At 63.3% G+C, this 23687-nt stretch carries 24 protein-coding genes; 12 read left to right on the forward strand and 12 right to left on the reverse strand.

Translation table 11 applies throughout. The annotated features are described in order from the left end of the window. Positions 1 to 14: 14 nt before the first annotated feature. The 4 genes from FJ986_RS21735 to msuE are packed head-to-tail and all read right to left on the reverse strand — an operon-like array spanning position 15 to position 3884. On the reverse strand, positions 15 to 1013 hold the full coding sequence (locus FJ986_RS21735) for an ABC transporter substrate-binding protein (protein WP_140649717.1): 999 nt from the start codon (positions 1011 to 1013) through the stop codon (positions 15 to 17). Between the two features lie 47 nt (positions 1014 to 1060). Next, positions 1061 to 1909 (reverse strand): ABC transporter permease, encoded by an 849-nt coding sequence (locus tag FJ986_RS21740; protein ID WP_140675685.1) that lies wholly within the window; start codon positions 1907 to 1909, stop codon positions 1061 to 1063. A gap of 24 nt (positions 1910 to 1933) precedes the next feature. Next, positions 1934 to 3292 carry an LLM class flavin-dependent oxidoreductase gene (locus FJ986_RS21745; protein ID WP_140649715.1) on the reverse strand — a complete coding sequence of 453 codons (1359 nt, stop codon included), beginning with the start codon at positions 3290 to 3292 and terminating at the stop codon, positions 1934 to 1936. Positions 3293 to 3326: 34 nt separating this feature from the next. Beyond that, a complete protein-coding gene (msuE, locus tag FJ986_RS21750) occupies positions 3327 to 3884 on the reverse strand; it encodes an FMN reductase (RefSeq protein ID WP_140675580.1) in 558 nt (185 codons plus the stop codon). Between the two features lie 91 nt (positions 3885 to 3975). Between msuE and FJ986_RS21755 the strand changes: the two genes are divergently transcribed. After that, the gene (locus tag FJ986_RS21755) at positions 3976 to 4230 is read left to right on the forward strand and encodes a hypothetical protein (RefSeq protein ID WP_181181903.1); all 255 of its coding nucleotides are present in this window, start codon (positions 3976 to 3978) and stop codon (positions 4228 to 4230) included. 102 nt (positions 4231 to 4332) lie between these two features. Here FJ986_RS21755 and FJ986_RS21760 read toward each other — a convergent pair whose 3' ends face one another. Continuing rightward, positions 4333 to 6303: an EAL domain-containing protein gene (locus FJ986_RS21760; RefSeq protein WP_140675688.1), complete on the reverse strand. Its 1971-nt coding sequence runs from the start codon at positions 6301 to 6303 to the stop codon at positions 4333 to 4335. A 321-nt stretch (positions 6304 to 6624) separates the two neighbouring features. On the opposite strand from FJ986_RS21760, the gene FJ986_RS21765 reads away from it, so the two are divergent. The 5 genes from FJ986_RS21765 to FJ986_RS21785 all read left to right on the forward strand — a co-directional run bounded on the left by FJ986_RS21765 (position 6625) and on the right by FJ986_RS21785 (position 11662). After that, positions 6625 to 7659 carry a class I SAM-dependent methyltransferase gene (locus FJ986_RS21765; protein WP_140675583.1) on the forward strand — a complete coding sequence of 345 codons (1035 nt, stop codon included), beginning with the start codon at positions 6625 to 6627 and terminating at the stop codon, positions 7657 to 7659. 379 nt (positions 7660 to 8038) lie between these two features. Continuing rightward, on the forward strand, positions 8039 to 8677 hold the full coding sequence (locus FJ986_RS21770) for a 50S ribosomal protein L25/general stress protein Ctc (protein ID WP_140496025.1): 639 nt from the start codon (positions 8039 to 8041) through the stop codon (positions 8675 to 8677). 23 nt (positions 8678 to 8700) lie between these two features. Further along, the gene (gene pth, locus FJ986_RS21775; protein ID WP_140496026.1) at positions 8701 to 9414 is read left to right on the forward strand and encodes an aminoacyl-tRNA hydrolase; all 714 of its coding nucleotides are present in this window, start codon (positions 8701 to 8703) and stop codon (positions 9412 to 9414) included. A gap of 95 nt (positions 9415 to 9509) precedes the next feature. Further along, entirely contained in the window at positions 9510 to 10613 is a 1104-nt protein-coding gene (gene ychF / locus FJ986_RS21780) for a redox-regulated ATPase YchF (RefSeq protein WP_140666070.1), read from the forward strand. A 143-nt stretch (positions 10614 to 10756) separates the two neighbouring features. Further along, positions 10757 to 11662, forward strand: coding sequence for an EamA family transporter (locus tag FJ986_RS21785; protein ID WP_140675586.1), 906 nt, complete (start codon positions 10757 to 10759; stop codon positions 11660 to 11662). A 23-nt stretch (positions 11663 to 11685) separates the two neighbouring features. On the opposite strand, the gene guaD is transcribed toward FJ986_RS21785, so the two are convergent. Beyond that, positions 11686 to 13050 (reverse strand): guanine deaminase, encoded by a 1365-nt coding sequence (gene guaD, locus FJ986_RS21790; RefSeq protein WP_140675589.1) that lies wholly within the window; start codon positions 13048 to 13050, stop codon positions 11686 to 11688. A gap of 135 nt (positions 13051 to 13185) precedes the next feature. Here guaD and FJ986_RS21795 point away from each other — a divergent pair, with 135 nt between their 5' ends. The 4 genes from FJ986_RS21795 (at position 13186) to FJ986_RS21810 (ending at position 16814) form a co-directional block, all read left to right on the forward strand. Further along, a complete protein-coding gene (locus FJ986_RS21795; RefSeq protein WP_140675592.1) occupies positions 13186 to 14520 on the forward strand; it encodes a solute carrier family 23 protein in 1335 nt (444 codons plus the stop codon). Positions 14521 to 14786: 266 nt separating this feature from the next. After that, the gene (gene corA / locus FJ986_RS21800; RefSeq protein ID WP_140516906.1) at positions 14787 to 15761 is read left to right on the forward strand and encodes a magnesium/cobalt transporter CorA; all 975 of its coding nucleotides are present in this window, start codon (positions 14787 to 14789) and stop codon (positions 15759 to 15761) included. Positions 15762 to 15885: 124 nt separating this feature from the next. Continuing rightward, positions 15886 to 16356: a MaoC family dehydratase gene (locus FJ986_RS21805; RefSeq protein WP_140516908.1), complete on the forward strand. Its 471-nt coding sequence runs from the start codon at positions 15886 to 15888 to the stop codon at positions 16354 to 16356. Next, positions 16353 to 16814 carry a MaoC family dehydratase gene (locus FJ986_RS21810; RefSeq protein WP_140567081.1) on the forward strand — a complete coding sequence of 154 codons (462 nt, stop codon included), beginning with the start codon at positions 16353 to 16355 and terminating at the stop codon, positions 16812 to 16814. Before FJ986_RS21805 ends, FJ986_RS21810 begins: the two co-directional genes overlap by 4 nt. A gap of 45 nt (positions 16815 to 16859) precedes the next feature. On the opposite strand, the gene FJ986_RS21815 is transcribed toward FJ986_RS21810, so the two are convergent. The 5 genes from FJ986_RS21815 to petA all read right to left on the reverse strand — a co-directional run bounded on the left by FJ986_RS21815 (position 16860) and on the right by petA (position 21707). Continuing rightward, entirely contained in the window at positions 16860 to 17405 is a 546-nt protein-coding gene (locus FJ986_RS21815) for an adenine phosphoribosyltransferase (protein WP_140496033.1), read from the reverse strand. 191 nt (positions 17406 to 17596) lie between these two features. Continuing rightward, complete coding sequence (locus FJ986_RS21820) at positions 17597 to 18742, reverse strand: alpha-hydroxy acid oxidase (protein ID WP_140517004.1); 1146 nt, start codon at positions 18740 to 18742, stop codon at positions 17597 to 17599. 186 nt (positions 18743 to 18928) lie between these two features. Then, the gene (locus tag FJ986_RS21825) at positions 18929 to 19801 is read right to left on the reverse strand and encodes a cytochrome c1 (protein WP_140649708.1); all 873 of its coding nucleotides are present in this window, start codon (positions 19799 to 19801) and stop codon (positions 18929 to 18931) included. A 27-nt stretch (positions 19802 to 19828) separates the two neighbouring features. Beyond that, positions 19829 to 21130 (reverse strand): cytochrome b N-terminal domain-containing protein, encoded by a 1302-nt coding sequence (locus FJ986_RS21830; protein ID WP_140496035.1) that lies wholly within the window; start codon positions 21128 to 21130, stop codon positions 19829 to 19831. Between the two features lie 16 nt (positions 21131 to 21146). Then, positions 21147 to 21707 (reverse strand): ubiquinol-cytochrome c reductase iron-sulfur subunit, encoded by a 561-nt coding sequence (gene petA, locus FJ986_RS21835; RefSeq protein ID WP_140496036.1) that lies wholly within the window; start codon positions 21705 to 21707, stop codon positions 21147 to 21149. Positions 21708 to 22018: 311 nt separating this feature from the next. On the opposite strand from petA, the gene FJ986_RS21840 reads away from it, so the two are divergent. Both FJ986_RS21840 and FJ986_RS21845 read left to right on the forward strand, forming a co-directional pair. Beyond that, complete coding sequence (locus tag FJ986_RS21840; RefSeq protein WP_140496037.1) at positions 22019 to 22363, forward strand: cupin domain-containing protein; 345 nt, start codon at positions 22019 to 22021, stop codon at positions 22361 to 22363. Positions 22364 to 22509: 146 nt separating this feature from the next. Beyond that, positions 22510 to 23394 (forward strand): alpha/beta hydrolase, encoded by an 885-nt coding sequence (locus FJ986_RS21845; protein ID WP_140496038.1) that lies wholly within the window; start codon positions 22510 to 22512, stop codon positions 23392 to 23394. Here FJ986_RS21845 and FJ986_RS21850 read toward each other — a convergent pair. Then, positions 23375 to 23686, reverse strand: coding sequence for a DUF6665 family protein (locus FJ986_RS21850; protein WP_140496039.1), 312 nt, complete (start codon positions 23684 to 23686; stop codon positions 23375 to 23377). The two genes, FJ986_RS21845 and FJ986_RS21850, sit on opposite strands and share 20 nt — an antisense overlap. Between the last annotated feature and the right edge of the window lies 1 nt (position 23687).

Consider the following 23687-nt stretch of genomic DNA (forward strand, 5'->3'; position numbering starts at 1 on the left):
GGGTGCCTCCTTGCTCAATTGGTCTTGCTTTCGCCTGGTCGGTAGAGGATGTCGGCAGCCTTGAGCTTGCCTTTCGGCAGGCGGCCGTCGCGCTCGAGCACAGCCACCCAGAAGTCGATGTCGCGGTCGGTCGCCACCGCCTTCTCACGCAGGCCGAAACCCGTCCAGTAGCGCGCCAGTTCGCCGTTCTCGCCGCGTTTGTCGAGGATTTCGGCCAGCACCTTGCGCGCCTCGTCGGGATTCTGTCGCGACCAGTCGGCCGCACGCGCGGACTGTTCGACGAAGTTCTTGGCGGCGTCGCGATTGGCGACGATGAAATCCCGCCGCAGCACGACGAAGCCGCCAGCGATCTCGCCCAGCACGTCGGCGTCGTTGAACACGCCGCGCACACCGCCATTGGCCACCAGGGCACCGGCGAAAGTCGCCTGCCAGTAGCCGAGCCCGGCGACATCGACCTGATGCGAGCGCAACGTCTGCTCGAGTTGCGGCCCCGGCACCACGACGAGCTTCGCGGCGTCCGGCGGCAGGCCGACGCTGTGCAGCGCCTCACGCACCGCGTAGTCGAGATGGGCGCCGAGCGTGTTGACGGAGATCGTCTTGCCGGCGATGTCCGCGATCGACCTGATCGGGCTGTCCTCCAGCACATAGAAGACGCTTTTGACCTGGCTGTTGATGCCGTTGCTCGGATAGGCGGCGACGAAGTCGTTGCCGCCGGCGATCGAGTTGATCACGGCCGGCGTGGCGGCCGAACCCAGGTCGACGCTGCCGGAGGCGAGCGCAAACAGCGATTCCGGGCCGCCGCCGGCATAGCCGACATTCTCGAGCTCGATGCCGAGGCCCTTGAAGTAGCCGAGTTGGTCGGCAAGCTCATGCGGCGAGATGCTGCCGCGGCTGGCGAGATAGCGTATCTTGACGGAAGCGGCCTGCGAGCGCGCGATCGATGGTAGCCCGACGGCGATGATGCCGGCGGCAAGAGGGGCGCGCAGAAGCAGCGAGCGGCGTGTGATGGTCATGATCCGGCCTTTCACTTTTCAAAAATGACGATGATGGGGGCGGCTGTTCAGCCGGCGGAACTGCTCCAGCGGCAAAGCCGCCGCTGCAGGCTGACCAGCACCTGGTTCGCGATCAGGCCGAGCGCGGCCAGGATGACGATCGACGCGAACATCAGCGGGATCTGGAAATTGTACTGCGCGTTCATCACCTGGAAGCCGATGCCTTTGTTGGCGCCGATCATTTCCGAGGCAATCAGCAGCAGCAGCGCGGTGGTCGCGCCGAGCCTCAACCCGACGAAGATCGAAGGCACGGCGCCCGGCAGCACGACGCGCCGGAATATGGTCAGCCGCCGGGCGCCGTAGACGCGCGCCATTTCGAGCAGCTTCGGATCGACCTCCTTGACGCCGCTGATCGTGTTGAGCAGCAGCGGAAACAGCGTTGCCCAGAAGATGACGAACACTTTGGAGGCTTCGCCTAGCCCCAGAAGCAGGATGAAGACGGGATAGAGCGCCAGGGCCGAGGTCTGCCGGAACAGTTGCAGGATCGGATCGAGCGCCGTCTCGACGCTGCGGGTCTGACCCATGACGAGGCCGAGCGGGATGGCGACCGTAGCCGCCGCGGCGAAGGCGAGGCCGGCGCGCTGCAGGCTGATGGCGATGTCGCCGAGCAGGCTGCCCCCGGCGAGGCCCTTCCAGAGCGCTACGACGATCATGTCGATCGGCGGCAATACCGCGGCATTGACCCAGCCGCCACTCGCCGCCGCCTGCCAGAGCGCCAGGAACCCCAAAAGCAGGCCATAGCGCGACAGCAGACGCGTGAGGGTTCGGCCAGCCAGGCTCAGAATATCGGCGCCGAGCCCGTTGCCGTTTTCATGCGCGCCGATGCCGGTCGGCCGTTCAATGTGCTGCAAAGTCATCGTCATGCCTTTCGCTTCAACGCATCATTCGGCGGCGAGCACGGTCGAACGGGCAACCGTCCAGGGGTTCTGCGGCCGCTTGAGGCCAAGATTCTCGCGCAGCGTCCTGCCCTCGTAAGCGGTACGAAACAGGCCGCGCCGCTGTAATTCGGGGACCACCAGGTCGACGAAATCGTCTAGCGCGCCGGGCAGCCATGGCGGCAGGATGTTGAACCCGTCGGCGGCTTCGTTGCTGAACCATTCCTCCAGCTGGTCGGCGACCTGAATGGCGCTGCCGATCACGGTGTAGTGGCCTCGTGCGGTCGCGACCCATTGATAGAGCTGGCGGATGGAGAAGTTGTGCTCGTCGGCGATCTGGCGGATCAGCGCCTGGCGGCTCTTCATGCCTTCGGTTTCGCGGCTCGGCGGCAGCGGTCCGTCGAGCGGATAGCCCCTGAGATCGAGCGTCTGCCCGGCAAGTCCGTTGAGCAGCGCGACGCCGTCCTCGGGCAGGATCAGGTCGTTCAATTGCTGATACTTGGCTCGCGCCTCTTCTTCGGTGCGGCCGACAAAGGGCGCCACGCCCGGCATGATCAGCACCTGTTCGGGATCGCGGCCGGCCGCCGCCACGCGGGCCTTGATGTCGCGATAGAATTCCTGCGCGGAGGCAAGGTTCTGATGCGCGGTGAAGATGACCTCGGCCGAGGCCGCCGCGAGCTTGCGCCCATCCTCGGACTGGCCCGCCTGCACGACCACGGGGTGGCCCTGCACCGGGCGGGGCACGTTGAGCGGCCCTTTGACACTGAAATGCTCACCCTTGTGGTCGATGTCGTGAAGCTTGTCCTTGTCGTAGAAGCGGCCCGTTTTCTTGTCGCGGATAAAGGCGTCGTCCTCCCAGCTGTCCCACAGCGCCTTGACCGTCTCGACATGCTCATGCGCTCGTGCGTAGCGCTCGGCATGGTTGGGCTGGATGTCGCGGTTGAAGTTGCGCGCCGTGTCGTCGCCCGCCGAGGTGACGACGTTCCAGCCTGCCCGGCCATTCGACAAGAGGTCGAGCGAGGCGAATTTACGGGCAAGCGTGTAGGGCTCCTCATAGGTGGTCGAGGCCGTGGCGATGAATCCGAGATGCGTCGTCAGCGGCGCCAGCGCCGCAAACAACGTCACCGGTTCGAAACCCGCGATCTTGGCGTTGCCGCCTTCGCGGGCGCCAAGCCCGACCGTCAGGTTGTCGGCGAGGAAATAGGCATCGAACAGGCCCCGTTCGGCGGTCAGCGCGAGCTGCTTGTGAAACTCGAAATTGGTCGCGCCGTCGGCCGGAGCGTCGGGATGGCGCCAGGCGGCGACATGCTGGCCGCCACCGGGTAGAAAGGCGCCGAGCTTGATCTGTCTTGATTTGATGGTCATGGCTGGGTCCCTTTGTTCGAAAACCATTTGGAGTTCAGGCGGCGAGGCCGACGCTGCGTGCCGTCCCGACGACGCGGGAAACCTCGGCAACCGCCTGCCGGGCGCGGGCATGGATGGCCTCCGACACCAGGACGCCGTCGGCGAAATCCTTGTCCGATGCGTAGATTGCGGTCGGCACGGTCAGCGCCTCGAAAAAACCGAACAGCGGCCGCAGCTGATGTTCGACGATCAGCGAGTGGCGTTCGCCGCCGCCCGTCGCGGCAAGGATGACCGGTTTCCCGCGCAACGACGACGGATCGAGCAGATCGAACAGATGCTTGAAGAGCCCGGTATAGCTGCCTTTGAAGGTCGGCGACCCCGCGACCAGCACGTCGGCGCCGACCAGCTGTTCGATGATGGCGCGGGCCGCAGGATCGAGATCGCAGAGGCGCCGTGCCGCCGGCAGCGACGGACCGAGATTTTCAATGTCGTATATAGCCGAGGTCGCCCCGATGCGGTTCGCCGTCTCGCCGGCGATATGGCTGATAAAGGCCTTGGTCTTCGATGGGCGGGTCAGGTTACCGGATATTCCCACCACCAGCTTGTTCGTCATCGGGCTCTCCTCGCGGTCCTTATTCATTAAGCCTACAGATTTTGTAGATTTAAATGAGCGAGAAGATTTCAAAACTAAGGGAATAGAGGGATTGAGTTTGCGCCGCAGCGCCCTTCAGTGGTTCGGCAGATGCGCGGTTCCGGCTAGGGGTGTCGCCATTCTCGGACGCCAGGCCGACCAGCAACAGGTCCAGGTCGACCTCGCCGCCGCCGGCCGCAAGCTGCCCGTCCACTGCAACGGCCCGAATGAGACCCCGACCGAACGCTCGGGCATGACGCTGGCCGAACTCGATGCCCTGAACCGAGAGATCCAGGCGCTGTGCGAGGCGTTGACGAGCGATCGTTAGCCACACCCGCGCCTGGCAGCCGTTCCGACGGATGGATTGTGCGGGGCGAGGATCAAATCGACGGCCCGCCGTGCGGGTCGGCGGGACCTGAGCCAAGCCTGATCAGGCGGATTTCAGCACGGTGAATGGGCGCTTGACGGTCCGCTTGGCCTGGAAACTCCCGGCCGGAGCAGGACGGCCAACATGAAAGCCCTGGACTTTATCTATGCCGAACTCGCGCATGAGAGCCATCTGCTCGTCCGTTTCCACCCCTTCGACCAGGATTTTGTGGCCGCGGTTTCGGACCAGGGTGACAATGTCCTGGAGCATTGCCTTGCCGTTCGGCGTGGCGCAGTCGTGAAGGAACGAGCGGTCGATCTTCACCGTATCGAAGTCGATCAGGCGAAGCCATGAGAGGCCCGCGAAGCCGGTCCCGAAATCATCAAGCCAGATCTTGATCCCCAGCAGCTTCAGGTCGCTGATGCAGCGAAGAATGTCCGAATGCATCTCCATCTCCAGCCCCTCGGTGATCTCGAAGGCCAGCCTGTTGCCGGTTACGCCGGTCTCGCCCAGGATGGTCGCGACCGACGCCGCGAAGCCGGGCGTCTTGAGCTGGATCGGAGAGACGTTGACGCTGACCACGCGCACATGATCGTGCGCCAGGAGCTCGGCGCACACAGTCCTGATGGCCCAGCGCCCGAGTTCCAGGATGGCGCCGGTTCGCTCCGCTACAGGGATGAACAGGCTCGGCGGAACCGATGTGCCGTCCAGCATTTTGAGGCGCATCAGGGCCTCCACCGCTTCAACCCGGTCCGTCGCGACATCCTGGATCGGTTGATAGACGAGTGAAACGAGATCCTGGCCGATCGCGATCTTCAGCAAAGCCGCAATGTTCTCGCTCTCGTCGCTGCTCTGGGGATCGGTTGGGTCGAACAGCCGGGCACAGTTTCGACCGCCTGCCTTTGCCAGATAGAGTGCGCGATCGGCCTCGTGGATGATCTTCTCCAGCTTGGCACCGGTCTGCCTCCTGGTGAATGCGGCGCCAACGCTTACCGTCACAACCGAGATACCGTCGCGCCGCAGTTCGTGGGTAAGCGCCAGATTCTCGACGGTGCGGCAGATGGCTTCCGCGATATCTATGATCTGATCCTTGTTCTCCATGCGGGCCAGGACGATGAATTCTTCACCGCCGTAGCGGCCGATCGAGCCATTGTATTCCCTGATCATATCCCGGAGGGCATTGGCGACATGGATAAGGCAACGGTCGCCTTCCTGGTGGCCGTAGCAGTCATTGAACTTCTTGAAGAAGTCCACGTCGATGAGCATCGCCACGAAACTGGTGCCGACCCTTTGCCACTCCCCCCAGTAGTCCCTGAGCTTTTCGTCGATCGCCCGTCGATTCTCCAGACCCGTAAGCGGATCGGTCCGCGACAGCCGCAGCAGGGCCTTGCCGCGTTCGGTGGCTTCCTTGTGCTGGATTTTGGCTTCCAGCGCGTTCAGGAAGACGTTGTAGCGCTCCTCGTTCAGCTTCCAGTTCACATAGGATGTGAATGTGAAGCACGAAACGTAGAAGGCGCCAAATACCATCTTGTATGTTACCGTGGCAGGCACAAAGTAATTCACGGCATACAAGACACACATAATGATGGTTGATGTCACGATCGATAAATTAAAACTGAATGTAAAGAATAGATTTGCACTCATCATGAAAATGGTGCCGAATACCATATAGTAGGCGACGCTTTCCTTGTCCGCGCTCATAAAGGCCGGGAACAACCAGCCGATATAGCCGAAAATGATGGCCCCGGCGCAAGTCACGTCGAGCCATTCCGTGGCCACTCCCCGGCGAAGTTGCGCCTCCAGGATCGACAGTGCGGTCACGCCGACGGCGAAGCGCGCCATGATCGTATAGGCCGCCACGTCCGGGATCAGCAGCAGATCCGTTGCCGAAAACAGGAGATAGATGGCCACGGCGATCCAAAGCCCAGGCCGGGCTTCCAGTCTTCGCTTCGCCTGGGCTTCCCTCCGGTAAAGGACGCGGAGCTCGTCGGGCCCCGGCTCGTAGCGGGCTTCGTACGGCTCTACATGCGCCATGTCGGCCAGTCTGGATGACACGCGTTCGCTCTCGACAAATCCTGGTTGAAGGGGATTTTGCGTTCCAAGTTCTTTTTTGGCTTCTGCCCCCACGCGGGCCAACTCCTTGGACGCGACGGCGACTGCGCACCTCGCACGACAATGCAACGGCGCGAAACAAATTTCGGTTAATTCAGGCCGGGAATCCAATGCGGCAGGTTTTAACGCGCGAACATGGTTGGCGGGAAATTAAGCATACCGTTAAAATGCGTTCGGGACGACATTGGCAAATCGAGCATTGTACGCAATAAGTTAACTGACTGTTAACTATGGAGTGCTCGAGTGCAAAGTGTCTTTGATGGCAAAAGCCTGATTACTGCCGAGATGATTGCCGGCAGTTTTCCTCGGAGAAAGCCGGAGCATCACGGCGAGGCGTTCGAAACCGCCCGCGCGGAACTCGCGCTCATTCTCCATGCGACACACCAGCAGGTCGAGGAAGAGAAAGACCCTGCCGAGATCGTTCGTCGCCTGCTGTCCTATCTCAACGCCCTGCGGGCCAAGGTTCACCCCGACGTTTGGCAGTCGTTGATACCGGTGGCGCAGAACCATCCGATCCTTGACTACTTTCTCCAGGACCCGCTCACCCGGTGGTCATTCACCAAGCCCAGGGGCTATTCCGGCGACGCGCAGTTGCTTGACTACATCTATTGTGATCCGCACGTGGCCGAAAGCGTGGCGAGCGCCTCGGACACAGGGAAGGCACTCTACAGCCATACCAAGGACGTACCGTCCTGCGTGGCGGCGCGGGAACGGCGCGATCTCTTGACCCGGTATGTCGACGAGACGGCGGACAAGAGCGGACCGCAAGCCGAGGTCCTGGCGATCGCCGCCGGTCATTTGCGCGAGGCCAATCGTTCGACCGCCTTGGCTGAGGGCCGCCTCAAGCGTTGGGTTGCGCTCGATCAGGATTCCCAGAGCGTTGGATTGATCGCGCGCGACTTCCAGGGCACCGCGGTCGAGGCCGTCGACGGCTCGGTGCGGACCGTGCTCACCAGGGGCCACAAGCTGGGCAAGTTCGACCTCATCTACGCCTCCGGCCTTTACGACTACCTCCAGCACAACGTCGCCGTGAAACTCACGAAGACTTGCCTGCAGATGCTGAAGCCGAACGGCAGGTTCCTTTTTGCCAACTACGCCGAGGGCAATCCCGACGCCGGCTATAGGGAAACGTTCATGGACTGGGTGTTGCTGCTGCGCTCCGAGGCCGACATGTGGAACATCATCAATGCCAGCGTCGACCGCAACACCGTCGAGGCGCAGGTGTTCTTTGGCGAAAACCGCAACGTGCTGTATGGCGTCATCGAAAAGCGCGGATAGGGCAATTCCAGGAAAAATGTGCAGCGGTTTTCCCGGAGAAAGTGCGTAGCGCCTTCCCGGGCAATTGCCTAAGACAAAGAACTGGAGCGGGTCGGCGATCCTGTCGACGCTGAACCGCTCCAGTGACAACCTTGGACCGGCGCCGGCGTGAAGCCTCGAGCGCTTTCGGCCGGGCGAGGCGTCCCGTCCCGGACCATTGCCTTTGGATGACTGCCTTTGGCTTGCACCTCCGGCCGCCTTCCGCTATAGAGCCGCCACCCGCGTAGACACCCTTGGAGGCAACGCGGCGGAAGGCCGCCTCACCCGGCGGCTTTCGACGTTTACGGTCCAGGCCCATTGCCAACCGCAAACGCTCCAGAACAACGCGAAAGGAAGTGCCATGAGCCACGATACTTACGAGCTCAAGGCCGAAGCGCGCGAACAGGTCGGTAAGGGGTCCGCCCGTGCAGTTCGCCGCAACGGTAAAGTGCCTGCAGTAATTTACGGTGACAAGCAGCCTCCCCTGGCCATCGCTCTCACCTACAAGGACATCTACTACAAGATCCACGGCGGCGGGTTCCTGACCACGATCGCCACGATCGATGTCGACGGCAAGAAGATCCAGGTCCTGCCGAAGGACTTCCAGCTCGACCCGGTCAAGGATTTCCCTGTCCATGTCGACTTCCTGCGCATCGGCAAGGACACCGAGGTCAATGTCGACGTGCCTGTCCACTTCATCAACGAGGACAAGTCGCCCGGCATCAAGCGCGGCGGCGTGCTCAACATCGTGCGTCACGAGGTCGAGTTCCACTGCCCGGCCAATGCGATCCCGGAATTCATTACCGTCGATCTCACCGGCGCCGACATTGGCGATTCGATCCATATCTCGTCGGTCAAGCTGCCGGCCGGCGTCAAGCCCGTCATCTCCGACCGCGACTTCACCATCGCGACCGTCGCCGGTTCATCGGCGATGAAGCCGGAGACGGAAGAGACGGTCGAGGCTGCACCTGAGGCGGCTCCCGCCGCCGAAGAGAAGTAACTTTTTCACGCCCGGAGCTGACGATGCCGCTTGTCTTTGCAGGCCTCGGCAATCCGGGCGCGAAATATGCCGCCAACCGGCACAATGTCGGCTTCATGGCGGTGGACGCGATCGCCCGCCGCCACTCCTTTTCGCCCTGGTCTAAGAAATTCCAGGGATTGATCGCCGAGGGCACGCTCGGCGGTGAAAAGATCATCCTGATCAAGCCGCAGACCTTCATGAACCTGTCCGGCCAGTCGGTCGGCGAAGCGCTGCGCTTCTACAAGCTCGGCCCCGGGGCGCTGACCGTCTTCTACGACGAGATCGACCTTGCCGAAGGTAAGCTGCGCATCAAGACCGGCGGCGGCGCCGGCGGCCACAACGGCATCCGCTCGATCGACGGCCATGTCGGCAACGCGTATCGGCGTGTGCGCATCGGTGTTGGCCATCCCGGCGTCAAGGAGATGGTGCAGCATCATGTACTCGGCGATTTCGGCAAGACCGACCGCGACTGGCTGGACCCGCTGCTCGACGCGGTCGCCGACAACGCGGCGATGATCGTCAAGGGCGACGAATCCGGCTTCATGAACAAGGCCGCCCTCGCCCTTCAGGGCAAGGCCGGCGTGGAACCGGAAAAGCCGGCGCCCAAGCAGCAAAGCCACATCCGCCAGGCACGGCCGCAACAGGCGCCCGCCAAGCTGCCGGAGAGCGGCCCGATGGCCGCCATGCTGAAGAAGCTGTTCGGCAACAAGGACTGAGCTCGGGTCCATACGGCGTTACAGGGCTTGACGTTCATCACCCCTATCGCCCATAGCCCTCACCAAATCTCAAATTCCCGATAGGACCGGACAAAATGGGTTTCAAATGCGGCATCGTTGGCTTGCCCAATGTCGGCAAGTCGACGCTTTTCAACGCGCTGACGAGGACGGCCGCCGCGCAGGCCGCCAACTACCCGTTCTGCACCATCGAACCGAACACCGGCGAGGTGGCGGTGCCCGATCCGCGCCTGCAGAAGATCGCCGCGATCGGCAAGTCGAAGGAGATCATCCCAACCCGCATCTCCTTTGTCGACATCGCCGGCCTGGTGCGCGGCGCCTCGAAGGGCGAAGGCCTGGGCAACCAGTTCCTCGCCAACATCCGCGAGGTCGATGCCATCGTGCATGTGCTGCGCTGCTTCGAGGATGACGACATCACCCATGTCGAGGGCCGCATCGACCCGGTCGCCGACGCCGAGACGGTCGAGACCGAACTGATGCTCGCCGACCTCGAGAGCCTCGAACGCCGCATCGCGCAATTCCGCAAGCGCGCGTCCGGCAAGGACAAGGAAGCCTTGACCGTGCTGCCGATGATGGAGGCAGCGCTTGAGCTTCTGCAGGCCGGCAAGCCGACCCGCATCCTGCTCGACGGCATCTCGGCGGAAGACCTGCGCATCCTGCAGGGCTTGAACCTTCTGACCTCGCATCCCGTGCTCTACGTCTGCAACGTCGCCGAGGCTGACGCGGCCACCGGCAACGAGCACACCAGGGCCGTGGAGAAGATGGCCGCCGCTCAGGGCGCACGCACCGTCGTCATCTCGGCCGCGATCGAAGCCGAGGTTGCGCAGCTCTCCGACGAGGAAGAGATGGAATTCCTGTCCTCGCTCGGCCTCGACGAGCCCGGCCTGAACAAGGTGATCCGCGCCGGCTACGAATTGTTGCAGCTCATCACCTATTTCACCGTTGGGCCGAAGGAGACGCGCGCCTGGACTGTGCACAAGGGCGCCAAGGCGCCGCAGGCGGCCGGCGTCATCCACACCGATTTCGAGCGCGGCTTCATCCGCGCCCAGACCATCGCCTACAATGATTTCGTCACGCTGGGCGGCGAAGTAGCGGCCAAGGAAGCCGGCAAGGCGCGCGACGAAGGCAAGGAGTATGTCGTCCAGGACGGCGACATCATGCTGTTCAAGTTCAACACGTGATCCTTCGGTCATCTCCGCAGGGACCACAGACCGGACTGTGAACAGACCAAGCCGGGTCGCATTCCCGACAGGGTAAGGCCGTGCACGGGCTGCCCTCGCTAGGCCTTTCCGCTATTGGCTCAGTGAACGCGGAAGGGGACCATATGAAAAGGACCATCCCGACCCTGATCGGCTTCTCGGCCATTCTGACCTGGTCGTTCCTCGCGCTGCTGTCGACCGCCGCAGGGCCGATCCCGCCCTTTCAATTGGCGGCAATGACGTTTCTGCTGGGAGGCTCAGTCGGGGCGGCCAGCTGGATTGTCCGCCCGTCGGCGCTCAAGTCGCTACGGCAGCCATGGCAGGTCTGGGCAATCGGCACGGCAGGGCTGTGCATCTATCACTGCGCGTACTTTTTCGCCATCCAGTCCGCCCCGCCCGTCGAGGTGAGCCTGATCGCCTATCTCTGGCCATTGCTGATCGTCGTCTTCGCCGCCTTCCTGCCGGGAGAGCGGCTGAGGTCTCACCACATAGCCGGTGTGATGCTCGGCCTGGCGGGTGCCATCGTCGTCATCACCAAGGGCGGCAGCGTGGGGCTTGCCGACGGCGTGAAGCCGGGCCACGCCGTTGCCCTGTTCTGCGCCTTCGTCTGGTCCGGTTATTCCGTCCTGTCGCGCCGTTTCGGCCAAGTGCCGACCGATGTGGTGGCGGTGTACTGCCTGATCACCGCGGCCGTCGCCTTCACTCTCCATCTCGCGCTCGAGATCACGGTCTGGCCGCAGACGATGACGCAGTGGAGCGCTATCGTCATTCTAGGCGTGATACCGCTCGGCGCCGGCTTCTACGCATGGGACTATGGCTGCAAGCATGGAGACATCATGATCCTGGGCGCGCTTTCCTATGCCGCGCCGCTGTTCTCGGTGATCGTGCTGCTGCTGGCCGGATTCGGCGTCTTCCACTGGTCTGTTGCGCTCGCTTGCGTCCTGATCACGGTCGGCGCGGTGATCGCCGCCAAGGACATGTTGCTGAAGGCGCAAAAACAACCTCTTGCCGAGGAACCATCGCGCGCATAGCCCGATCTGCGACTGCTACGTGGCTACTGCCCGGCCACCGTCCTTCCGCTCACCCACACCGTGGCGATGTTGCCGCGTGCCGCGTTGAGCACGATCTTCTGGAAGACATCGTCGAGCGTGTCGTCCGCCATGCTGACATGAATGTTCGAGGCCTTCGCCGTCGTGTCGATCAGCAGCGCGTCGAATTCATGGCCGACGCGAAAGCTGCCCGTCGGCAGGTCGAGCGCTTCGGCACCGCCGGCGGTGGCCAGCCAGAACGCCTCCTGATGCGTGATCGGCGCGCCGGGCGCGCCGCGCTGCGCTGCGTCCAGGCCGGCATGGACACCGCTCTGCAGCGTCCTCGAGGCTGACAGCGCATGCCGGCAGCCGTCGAAGAGCGACGGGCTGTAGCCGCCGGAAATGTCCGTCCCGAGCCCGACATGCATGTGCCGGTCAAGTGCGTCGCGCAGCGGAAACACCGCATTGGCGAAATAGAAGTTGGACAGCGGGCAATGCGCGACCCCAGCCCCCTTCCCCTTGATGAGGTCCATATCCCGCCCGTCGATGAAGTTCGAATGCGCCAGGATGGTGTGGCGCGTCAGCAGGCCAAAACCGTCGAGGCTCGCCGCGTCGGTGCAGCCAAAGCGCGTCTCGACGAATTGCCTTGCCCAATCGCTCTCCGAGCAATGTGTCTGCACGTGGCAGCTAAATTCCGTTGCGAGTTCGCCCAGGCCTTGCAGCGCCGCATCCGTGCAGCTTGGGATGAAGCGCGGCGTGATCACCGGCCGGACCAGCGGTCTTTCGCCGGTATCCAACGATCTGACCGCCTCGATGAAGCGTCTGGTGTCGGAAATGGCGCTTGCCGCGTCGGCATCGCGATAGAAAGACGGGCACTGCTCGGGATCGTCCATCGCCACCTTGCCGACCAAAGCGCGCTGGCCCTTTTCGAGGCATATCTCGGCAAGCGCCAAGCTGGCCTCGACATGGACGGTGGCAAAATAGAGCGCCGTGGTGGTGCCGTTGGCGAGAAGATTGTCGACCAGGTCGGCATAGACCTCGCGGGCGTAGCCGGTGTCGGCATAGCGCGCCTCGAGCGGAAACGTATATTTTTGCAGCCAGACCTCGAGCGGCACGTCCAGTGCCTTGCCCATTTGGGGCCATTGCGGCGCGTGGATGTGCAGGTCGATCAGGCCGGGCAGCAGGAACTGGCCTTCGCCGAGCTCCACTAGGCTGCCCGCCTGGCGGGCATCGCTCTTCCTCGCCGCGTATTCGGGATGGCCGGGTGCGAGAATCTCCGCGATCCGTCCCTGTGCATCGATGCTGAACAGATGGTCCTTCAGCACCTCCAGCCGGCCGCGCTCCGGCGTGTGGAAGGCGGTGCCAAGCAGCGTGAAGGCCTCTCTTGTCATGGATCGCTCCGGTTGCGCTGGCGCGTGTGGCCGTTATTGCATGGCGCGCAAGAAAACAGTTGGCAAACCTTTGCGCCGCTGTCCTTTGGCGCCGACTGATCCCATGATCGGCCGGGAAATTCCAGAGGGGACATCATGGAACGCACTGCACCGGAAATCACTTTGATTGCTCAGCCGGACGATCCGCTGCCACTGGGCAAGGCCGCCCTGCTCGGCCTCCAGCACGTGCTGGCGATGGATGTTTACATCGTGCCGTTCATCATCGCATCGGTCCTGGCCTTCAGCGCGGGCGATGCCGGCGCCTTCATCCAGTCGGCCTTCGTCGCGGCGGGCATCGCCACCCTGATCCAGTCGCAGCTTCTGATGCGCCTGCCGGTGGTGCAGGGGCCGTCTTTTGTGCCGATCGGCGCGGTGCTGGCTATCGCCTTCGGCGCCGGCGGCGGCATTGCCGGTCTTTCCGCGGTGATCGGAGCGCTCATTCCCGGCGCCATACTGGTCATGCTGCTCGGTTCGCCCACGGGAATCTTCCATCGCTTGGTGGACCGCTTTGTTCCGCCCATCGTCGGCGGCGCCATCATCATCGTCGTCGGCATCGCGCTGATGCCGGTCGCACTCCGCGAAAGCGTGTTCGCGGTCCACGGCACGGCCACCGTCGGCGGCAATATCATCCTTGCCTTTGTTGCGGCGGCGGTGCTCGTCGGCTGCATGCTGACCGGCATGGCACTCGGCGCAAAGGGCGCCTGGCTGCGCCTGCTCTCCGTAATCATCGCACTTGTGGCCGGCTGCGTGGCCGCCGCCTCCATGAGCCAACTCAACATGGGAGCGGTCTCCGAGGCGACCTGGTTTTCGATGCCGCGCATCGCCTTCCTCAATCTTGACGTGACGTTCTCGCTCTCGGCGACGCTCACGATGCTCATCGTCTATATCGTGGTCCTCGCCGAAACCACCGGCACCTGGTTCGCGGTCGGCGCCGTCATCGACAAGCCCCTGTCGAACGAACAGCTCGACAGGGGCGCCACCGGCGAAGGCCTCGGCTGCCTGGTCAGCGCACTGCTTTGCAGCACGCCGGTCACCGGCTATTCGTCGAATGCCGGCATCATCGCCATCACCGGCATCGCCAGCCGCGCCGCTTTCGCCGCGGCAGGCATCTTCCTGGTCCTGTTCGGACTGATCGGCAAACTGTCGGCGGTGATCGCCTCGATCCCGGGCCCGGTCATCGGCGGCGTGTTCGGCGTGCTCTGCGTCGTCATCGCCATGAACGGGCTCCGCGTCGTGCGCGGCACGCCGCTGACGGAAAGGAACATGCTGGTCGTCGGCCTGCCGATCCTGATGGCCCTGTTTGCTACGCTTGCGCCGCCGGATTTCGTCAAGACGCTTCCCGATATCGTGCAGTACATTCTGGGCTCGTCCATCGCCTTTGGCGCCGTCTGGGCCATCGTGCTGCACCAGATCCTGCCGAGCGCCCGATAGGGGCATTCGCAGGCCGGCCCCCGCGGGTCCGGCCTGCTCTCCTCGATAAGCCCGAAGCGCGGTCGATGACCCGACCCGTCGAAGCTTTCATGCTGCCGGCTGCTCGACGAATTTTCTGAGCGCCCCTGGTGTCGGCCCCAAGTCCGGCTTGTCTTGATTTTGTCATGCCGCAAGTCTAAGCGGCGGGCACAGGCTCGGCGCACGAAGGCTAGTGCGATCCGATACGACGCAGCAATCCGAACGCTTTCCGGCAAGGAGATCTGGCGATGATCAAGGCTTTCGTCGTGGACAATGATCGCCTGCGTCTCACGGACGATCTCCTGGCCAATGGCGACAAGGTCGTCTGGGCCGATCTCTTCAATCCGACCAAGGACGAAGAGGCTACAATCGAGAATTGGCTCGGCATCGCCATTCCGACCCGCGAGGAGATGGAGGAGATCGAGATTTCCAGCCGCCTCTATATCGAGGACGGCGCCTACTTCATGACCGCCACCTTGCCCGCCCAGACCGACGTCGACGATCCCCTGATCTCGCCGGTCACCTTCGCGCTCGCCGGCAATAGGCTGGTCACCGTGCGCTATCACGAACCGAAAGCGTTCAAGACCTTCCCTTTGCGCGCCGAGAAGGTGGCGACTGGCTGCACCAGCGGCGACACCATCCTGATCGGCCTGCTGGAAGCGATCGTCGACCGGCTCGCCGACATCCTCGAGCGCGCCGGCCGCGACGTCGAAGCGATCTCGCGCGACATTTTCGAGGCGCGATCGACCAAGGTGTCGAAGCGCAACCGTGATTTCCAGGAACTCTTGAAGGGCATCGGCCGCAAGGAGGACATCGCTTCCTCCGTGCGCGACAGCCTGATCTCCTTGCAGCGGCTGGCCGGCTTCCTCGCCCATGTCGCGACCCAGGCCAAGATGAGCAAGGACGTCCGCGCCCGCATCAAGACCTTGTCGCGCGACGTGCTTTCTCTTGCCGACCACGCCACCTTCCTGTCGCAGAAGATCTCCTTCCTGCTCGACGCCACGCTCGGCATGATCTCGATCGAGCAGAACGCCATCATCAAGATCTTCTCGGTCGCCGCCGTCATCTTCCTGCCGCCAACGCTGGTCGCCTCGATCTACGGCATGAATTTCGACGTTATCCCCGAGCTCAAATGGGAGCTCGGCTATCCGTTCGCGATCGCCATGATGGTTCTGTCGGCGATCCTGCCCTTCTGGTATTTCCGCCGCCGCGGCTGGTTATGATCGCAACGGCCGGCCGGGCGCCCGCGGCTGGCTCACCAGAAAGGGCTTGACCAAACGCCGTCCGGCCTGCATCCGGGTTTGCCGATCCATGTGGATCGCGCGTTCGGCAACCGGATTCCACGCCATGACTGGAAAGACATGGGCCTATGAGGACTTCGTCGAAGGAGCCTCGTTCGACCTCGGCACCAAACAGGTGAGCGCGGCCGAGATCATCGAGTTCGCCAGCGAATTCGATGCCCAGCCGATGCATCTCGACGAGGAGGCCGGCAAGGCAAGCATCCTGGGCGGCCTCTCGGCCTCGGGCTGGCATACCTGCGCCATGTTCATGCGCATGCTATGCGATGCCTTCCTGCTGGACTCGACCTGCCAGGGCGCGCCCGGCGTCGATCAGGTCAAATGGAAGAAGCCGGTGCTGGCCGGCGACACGCTCAAGGGCAGCCTCGTCGTCCTGGCCAAGCGTCCTTCGAAATCGAAGCCGCAGCTCGGCTTCGTGACCATGCGCAGCGAGCTGCTCAACCAACGCGGCGAAAGCGTCTTCGAGCTCGAGAATTCCGTCATGTTCCTCACGCGCAATGCCGCGGGGAGCCTTGCATGATGCTCGACGAATTCTTCCGCGTCGGCACCACCGTCACGCTGGGCTCTCATACGTTCGAAGCCGAGGCGATCAAGGCCTTCGCCCGCAAATACGACCCCCAGGTCTTCCACGTCGATGAGGATGCCGCGAAGAAGAGCGTGCTGGGCGGGCTGTGTGCGTCCGGCTGGCATACCGCCGCCACCTGGATGAAACTCAACCTCGAAACCCGCATGGACGCCGAGTGGAGCGGCCCTGGCCCGACGCCCGAATTTGGCCCCTCGCCCGGCTTCAAGAACCTGAAATGGCTGAAGCCGGTCTATGCCGGGCAGACCGTGACCTTCACCCGCACCGCCCTTTCCCACCGCCCGATCGCCTCACGTCCGGGCTGGCGGGTGCTGACCTTGCGCTCGGAAGCCTTCGATTCGACCGGCGACAAGGTACTGGAGTTCGAAAGCGCCGTGCTGGTCAAGGTGGAGTAATGGCGCCTCTTCCTTCTCCCAGGGAGAGAAGGAGGAACTGCTCTCTCAATGCCCCTCGAACCCGATCAGCGTCCGCACTGGCACGCCGAGCGCTTCCAGCTTGGCGCGGCCGCCGAGATCCGGCAGGTCGATGACGAAGCAGGCGGCAAGGATATCGGCGCCGATCTGGCGCAGGAGATTCACCGCCGCCTCCGCCGTGCCGCCGGTGGCGATCAGATCGTCGACCAGGATCACTTTCTCGCCCGGCGACACGCCGTCCTTGTGCATCTCCATCTCGTCCAGCCCGTATTCCAGGCTGTAGGCGACGCGCACTGTCTCATAAGGCAGCTTGCCTTTCTTGCGGATCGGTACGAAGCCGGCGGAGAGCTGATGGGCGACGGCGCCGCCGAGGATGAAGCCGCGCGCTTCGATGCCGGCGATCTTGTCGATCTTCTCGCCGGCATAGGGATGCACCAGCTCATCGATGGCGCGGCGGAAAGCGCGCGCGTTGCCAAGCAGCGTGGTGATGTCGCGGAACAATATGCCGGGCTTGGGATAGTCCGGAATGGTGCGGATGGCCGCCAGCAGCGTGTCTTCGAGCGAAGGTTTCATGAGGCGGCTCCGGGTGGTCCAGTTTCGGCGGAAAGGCGTGAAATGGCGCAGCGCCAAATCCTAACCCGGCGCGACCGACAACGGCTAGCGCGATGTGGCGGCCGAGACAAGCGCATCCGGCGAAAGGAGCATATACGTCCAAAGGCTTGCCTCTGCCGGCGCTGCGATCTTTCGCATCGAAGCAATGGCCATCACCGAAAACGCAAATTCCGGCGGGTCAACTGTTCGATCGAGCTGCACCCCATCAGCTTCATGCCGCGTTCGATCTCGATGCGCATCTGTTCGAGTGCGCGTTCGACGCCAGGCTGGCCCGCCGCCGCCAGCGGAAACAGATAGTAGCGTCCGACGCCGACGGCCTTGGCGCCGAGCGACAGCGCCTTTAGCACATGCGTGCCGCGCTGCACGCCGCCATCCATGAGGACGTCGATCTGGTCGCCGACCGCATCGACGATCTCGGCGAGCTGGTCGAAAGCCGCGCGCGAACCGTCCAGTTGCCGGCCGCCATGGTTCGACAGCACGATGCCCTTGCAGCCGATCTCGACGGCGCGTCTGGCATCCTCCACCGACATGACGCCCTTGAGGCAGAACGGTCCCGGCCAAAGCCTCACCATCTCGGCGACGTCGTCCCACGTCATCGACGGATCGAGCATTTCGGTGAAGTAGCGGCTGATCGACATCGTGCCGCCGCCCATGTCGATATGCTCGTCCAGCTGCGGCAGCTTGAACGCCTCATGCGTGAAATAGTTGATCGCCCAGGCAGGCTTCATCGCGAACTGCGCCATTCCCGCCAGGTTGAGCTTGAAGGGAATCGCAAAACCGGTGCGCTTGTCGCGCTCGCGGTTTCCCCCGGTGATGCTGTCGACGGTCAGCATCATCACTTCGACGCCGATCTCCCGTGCCCGCTGCATCATCGCCCGGTTGAGGCCGCGATCGCGATGGAAGTAGAACTGATAGACCTGCGGGCCGCTGCTGATTTTTCGGACTTCCTCGAGGCTGACCGTGCCGAGCGAGGAAACTCCGAACATGGTGCCGTATTTTGCAGCGGCCCTGGCGACCGCCCGTTCGCCCTGATGGTGGAACAGCCGCTGGAGAGCGGTCGGCGAACAATAGAACGGCATCGCCAGCTTCTGGCCCATGACGGTCACCGACATGTCGATCTCGTTCACCCCGCGCAGCACGTTGGGAACGAGATCGCAGGTTTCGAAGCTCTCGGTGTTGCGGCGATAGGTGATCTCGTCGTCCGCCGCGCCGTCGATGTAGTTGAAGATCGGCCCCGGCAGCCGCCGCTGCGCCATGCGGCGGAAATCGGAGAAGTTGTGGCAGTCGCTGAGCCGCATCATGGAACCCCAAACGCCCTATAGGCGGCAAAGCTTTCGCCGCCGTCGGGGCGTCGAATAGCAATCGCCTGCCGCGCTGCCAACCGGCTTGTTCGACAACAAAGCGATCACCTCACGCGCCAGCCTCTTCGGCAAGCAAAAAGGGCGCTTCGCGGGCGCCCTTTCTTCAATCTCCGGCCGCGCGGCTTAGTGCGCGACTGCTTCCCAAACCTTGCGCTTGGTCATGTAGACCAGTGCGCCGAACAGGAGCAGGAACACCAGCACCCGGAAGCCGGTTTTCTTGCGGGCTTCCATATGCGGCTCAGCCGCCCACGCCAGGAAAGCGGCGACGTCGCGGGAGTACTGGTCGACGGTCTGCGGCGCGCCGTCGTCATAAGTCACCTGGCCGTCGGAAAGCGGCTTGGGCATCTTCAGCGACACGCCGGACATGAAGTACGGATTGTAGTGCGTGCCTTCCGGGATGACCATTCCAGCCGGAGGCGTCTGGTCGTAGCCGGTCAGCAGCGAGTGGATGTAGTCAGGGCCGCCGGCATCATACTGGGTGAAGATGTCGAAGACGAACTGCGGAAAGCCGCGCTCCACGCCCCGCGCCTTGGCCAGCAGCGACATGTCGGGCGGGGCTGCGCCGCCATTCGAGGCTGCCGCGGCTTCCTCATTGGCGAACGGCGCCGGGAAATGGTCCGACGGCTTGCCGGGACGGTCGAACATGTCGCCGGCGTCGTTGGGGCCGTCATGGATGGTGTACTCGGCCGCCAGCGTCTTGATCTGTGCGTCGGAATAGCCGAGGTCCGAAAGCGTGCGGAATGCCACCAGGTTCATCGAATGGCAGGCCGAGCAGACTTCCTTGTAGACCTTGAGGCCGCGCTGCAGCTGCGCCTTGTCATAGGTGCCGAACGGGCCGGTGAAGCTCCAGTCCATTTCCTTCGGTTCGTTGATCGGGAAATGCGTCGGCGCCGCCGCGTTATGCGCCTCTTCGGCCGCGGTCGCCCAGGTGCCCGGAGCCCCAAGGCCGGCGGCCACAAGGCCGATCAGCGCAAGCGAGGTGAGAATCTTTTTCATGCCAAATCCCCTTAGATTCTCTACCGCTCAGCCCTTGGTCTCAGGTGCTGCCGTGGCGCCCGCCGGATGCCCGCTGCCGCCCTTGTTCTTCTCGAGCACCGCCTCGGTGATCGAGTTCGGCAGCCTGCGTGGCGTCTCGATCAGGCCGAGCACCGGCATGATGATCAGGAAGAAGGCGAAGTAGAACAGCGTCGCCATCTGCGCCATGAACACGTAGCTGCCTTCCGCCGGCTGCGAGCCCAGCCAGCCAAGCAGGATGGCATCGGCCACGAACAGCCAGAAGAACAGCTTGTACCAGGGCCGGTAGACCGCCGAGCGCACCTTGGAGGTGTCTAGCCACGGCACCAGGAACAGCATGGCGATGGCGCCGAACATGCACAGCACGCCGCCGAGCTTGGAGTTGATCGGCCCGATGTTGAAGGTGATGGCGCGCAGGATCGCGTAGAACGGCAGGAAGTACCATTCCGGAACGATGTGGGCCGGCGTCTTCAGCGGGTTGGCGACCGTGTAGTTGTCAGGGTGGCCGAGATAGTTCGGCAGGTAGAAGACGAAATAGGCGAAGAAGAACAGGAACACGATCATGCCGAACGCGTCCTTGATGGTCGCGTAAGGGGTGAAGGCGACGGTGTCGGTCTTCGACTTCACCTCGATGCCGGTCGGGTTCGACTGGCCCACGACATGCAACGCCCAGATGTGCAGCACGACCACGCCGGCGATCATGAACGGCAGCAGGTAATGCAGCGCGAAGAAGCGATTGAGGGTCGGATTGTCGACCGCGAAACCGCCGAGCAAAAGCTGCTGGATCCAGTCGCCGACTAGTGGAATGGCGCTGAAGAAGCCGGTGATGACGGTGGCGCCCCAGAAGCTCATCTGGCCCCACGGCAGCACATAGCCCATGAAGCCGGTCGCCATCATCAGGAGGTAGATGATGCAGCCGAGGATCCACAGCAGCTCGCGTGGCGCCTTGTAGGAGCCGTAATAGAGGCCGCGGAAGATATGGATGTAGACCGCGACGAAGAAGAACGACGCGCCGTTGGCATGCATGTAGCGCAGCAGCCAGCCGGAATTCACGTCGCGCATGATCTTTTCGACTGAATCGAAAGCCAGATTTGTGTCGGACGTGTAGTGCATGGCCAGCACGATGCCGGTCAGGATCTGCGCCACCAGCATGATCGACAGGATGCCGCCGAAGGTCCAGGCATAGTTGAGGTTGCGCGGCACCGGATAGGCGACGAAGCTGTCATAGATCAGCCGCGGCAGAGGCATGCGCGCATCGAACCAGCGCTCGATACCGGTCTTGGGCGTGTAGGTCGAGTGTCCCTCGCTCATCGAAATATCCCCTGCCTCAACCGATAAGGATCTTGGTATCGGAAATGAACTTGAATACCGGCACAGCCATGTTCTCGGGCGCCGGGCCTTTGCGGATGCGGCCGGCGGTGTCGTATTGCGAACCGTGGCACGGGCAGAACCAGCCGCCGAAATCGCCTTCCTGGCCGAGCGGAATGCAGCCCAGATGCGTGCAGACCTGAACCATCACCATCCAGGCTTCCTTGCCGGGCGTGGTGCGGTTGGCGTCGGTCGCCGGCGCGTCGGCCGGCAGGTTGGCGTTGCGGGCGATCGGATCCTTGAGATCGGCGAGATTGACGGCCTCGCCGTCCTTCATCTCCTTTTCGGTGCGGTTGCGCACCACGACCGGCTTGCCGCGCCACTTGACGATCAGCGACATGCCCGGCGTCAGCGAGGAGACGTCGACCTCGACCGAGGCGAGCGCCAGCGTCGAGGCATCGGGGCGCATCTGGTCGATGAACGGCCACGCGACGGCGCCCGCGCCGACCACGGCGGCCATGCCCGTGGCGACGTAGAGAAAATCTCGACGGTTGGGATCCTGGGTGTCGGTTGCGCTCACGGGTGCCTGATCCTTTCGCCTCTTCCGTGCCGGTGGGCGAGCCTTGTTCCCCGCTCATTCACGCCAACCCGACAGCGCATGGCGAACAGGCTAGCGAATTCCTCCGGCATTTGGACTTCGGTTTATGCGTGAAGCCCGTTTTTGTCCAGACGGGTGAAGGCACAAGGGCAGATTGTCGCGGGGACGAAATCCGGCACCCCGCGACAAGACGGCGGATGACCGTGAAACACCGCCAAACAGCGGGGAACAGTAGCGAATCCGGGGGTCAGCTTCGCCTCGACACCTGGCTCCGGGGGGTCTATCCTGCCCCCATGGCGCATGTCATAGACCGCGAGGAATGGGCTGTTCGCCCCGACCGCTGGAAGGGCGAGTTGCAATGTGCCCCCTACGGTTCCAACTCCTGCCTGATCTTCAACTACCTGCCGGAGACCGGCGGCGGACCGCGCCTGCATTCCCATCCCTACGCCGAGATCTTCATCATCCGCCAGGGCATCGGCCTGTTCACGGTCGGCGGTGAGGAGATCGAGGCCTCTGCCGGCCAGATCGTCATCGTGCCGCCCGGCACGCCGCACAAATTCACCAATCTCGGCCCCGGCCCGCTGGAAACGACCGACATCCACGAGAACGGCACTTTCATTACCCAGTGGCTGGAGTGATCCAGGACCAGGTGATTCCTGGAAAAGCGCAATTCCTGGAAAAGTATGAAACGGTTTCCGTCCGCAAACGGGTCAAACAATCCAGCCCTGTCGGTCTTCCGATCGCCGCCTAGATCTATGGCATAGGCAGCCGGCAGGGTCAGGACATGCAAACCTCGAACATCGAAATCGAAGGGCTTAGCATAGCGATCCGCGAGGCGGGCCCGGCTGAAGCGCCTGCATTCCTGCTGCTGCACGGCTGGCCGCAAAGCTCCTATGCGTTCGAAGGGGTGATCGGCCGGCTGGCTGCCGAGTACCGTGTCGTCGCACCTGACCTGCCGTGCATCGGCGGCTCGCAAGGCATGCCTGAGGCCGGCGACAAGAGAACTCTGGCGAGGCTGATGAGAGGCGTTGCCGAGGCCTGCGGGCTGCGGCACCTCTTGGCGGCCGGTCATGATGTCGGCGGCCAGATCGTGTTCGCCCTGCTGCGCGACCATCCCGAGATCCTTTCCGGCGCGGCGATCATGGATGTCGCTGTTCCGGGTGTCGCGCCATGGGAAGAGGTCATTCGCAATCCGCGGATCTGGCACTTTGCCTTCCATGCCGTCCCGGCGCTGCCGGAAACGCTGGTGAGCGGCCACCAAAGCACCTATTTCGACTTCTTCTTCAATGTGCTTTCGAAGGATCGGACATCGATCCCGGCGCAGGCCAGGGAAATCTATGCGAGAGCCTATTCCCGGCCTGAAAGCCTCCAGGCCGGTTTCGATTGGTATCGCGCCTTCCCCGAAGATGCCAAAGCCAATGCCGCGCGGCCCGCGACGCCTACAGCGATTCCGGTGCTGTATCTCAGGGGCTCGGCCGAGTCCGGCGACATCGGCGACTATGTCGAGGGCCTCAGGGCCGCCGGGCTGTCGAATGTCGAGGGCGACATCATTGCCGACAGCGGGCACTTCGTCCCCGATGAGAACCCCGAAGCGCTCGCCAGCCGCCTGGCGAGATTCCACAGGGAGATCGGCGCGGCAAGCGCCAACCCTACATGGCGCCGAGCCTGACCAGCACCGCCTTCGGGATGTTGTATTCGCGGATGACGGCATCGTGCTTTCGAAGGCCGCACAGTTCGCGCTGGATGAAGTAGCCATGCACCGCCACCGCCGCCTCCTTGAGCAGCCGGGGACGCAACTGCTCGTCGCCATTGTTGCGCAGTCGGGCCAGCGTTTCTTCGACGCGTTGTCCGGCGCGGCCGAGTGCCGCCGCCTTCTCGGCAAGGACTTCATGGCCGAGCGCGTCGAAGGCGGCTTCGGCGGCCGAGGCACTGGTCAGACGGGACGGCGGGCGCAGGGACATT

It is taken from the genome of Mesorhizobium sp. B1-1-1, from assembly GCF_006442955.1.
Taxonomy (GTDB): Bacteria; Pseudomonadota; Alphaproteobacteria; order Rhizobiales; family Rhizobiaceae; genus Mesorhizobium.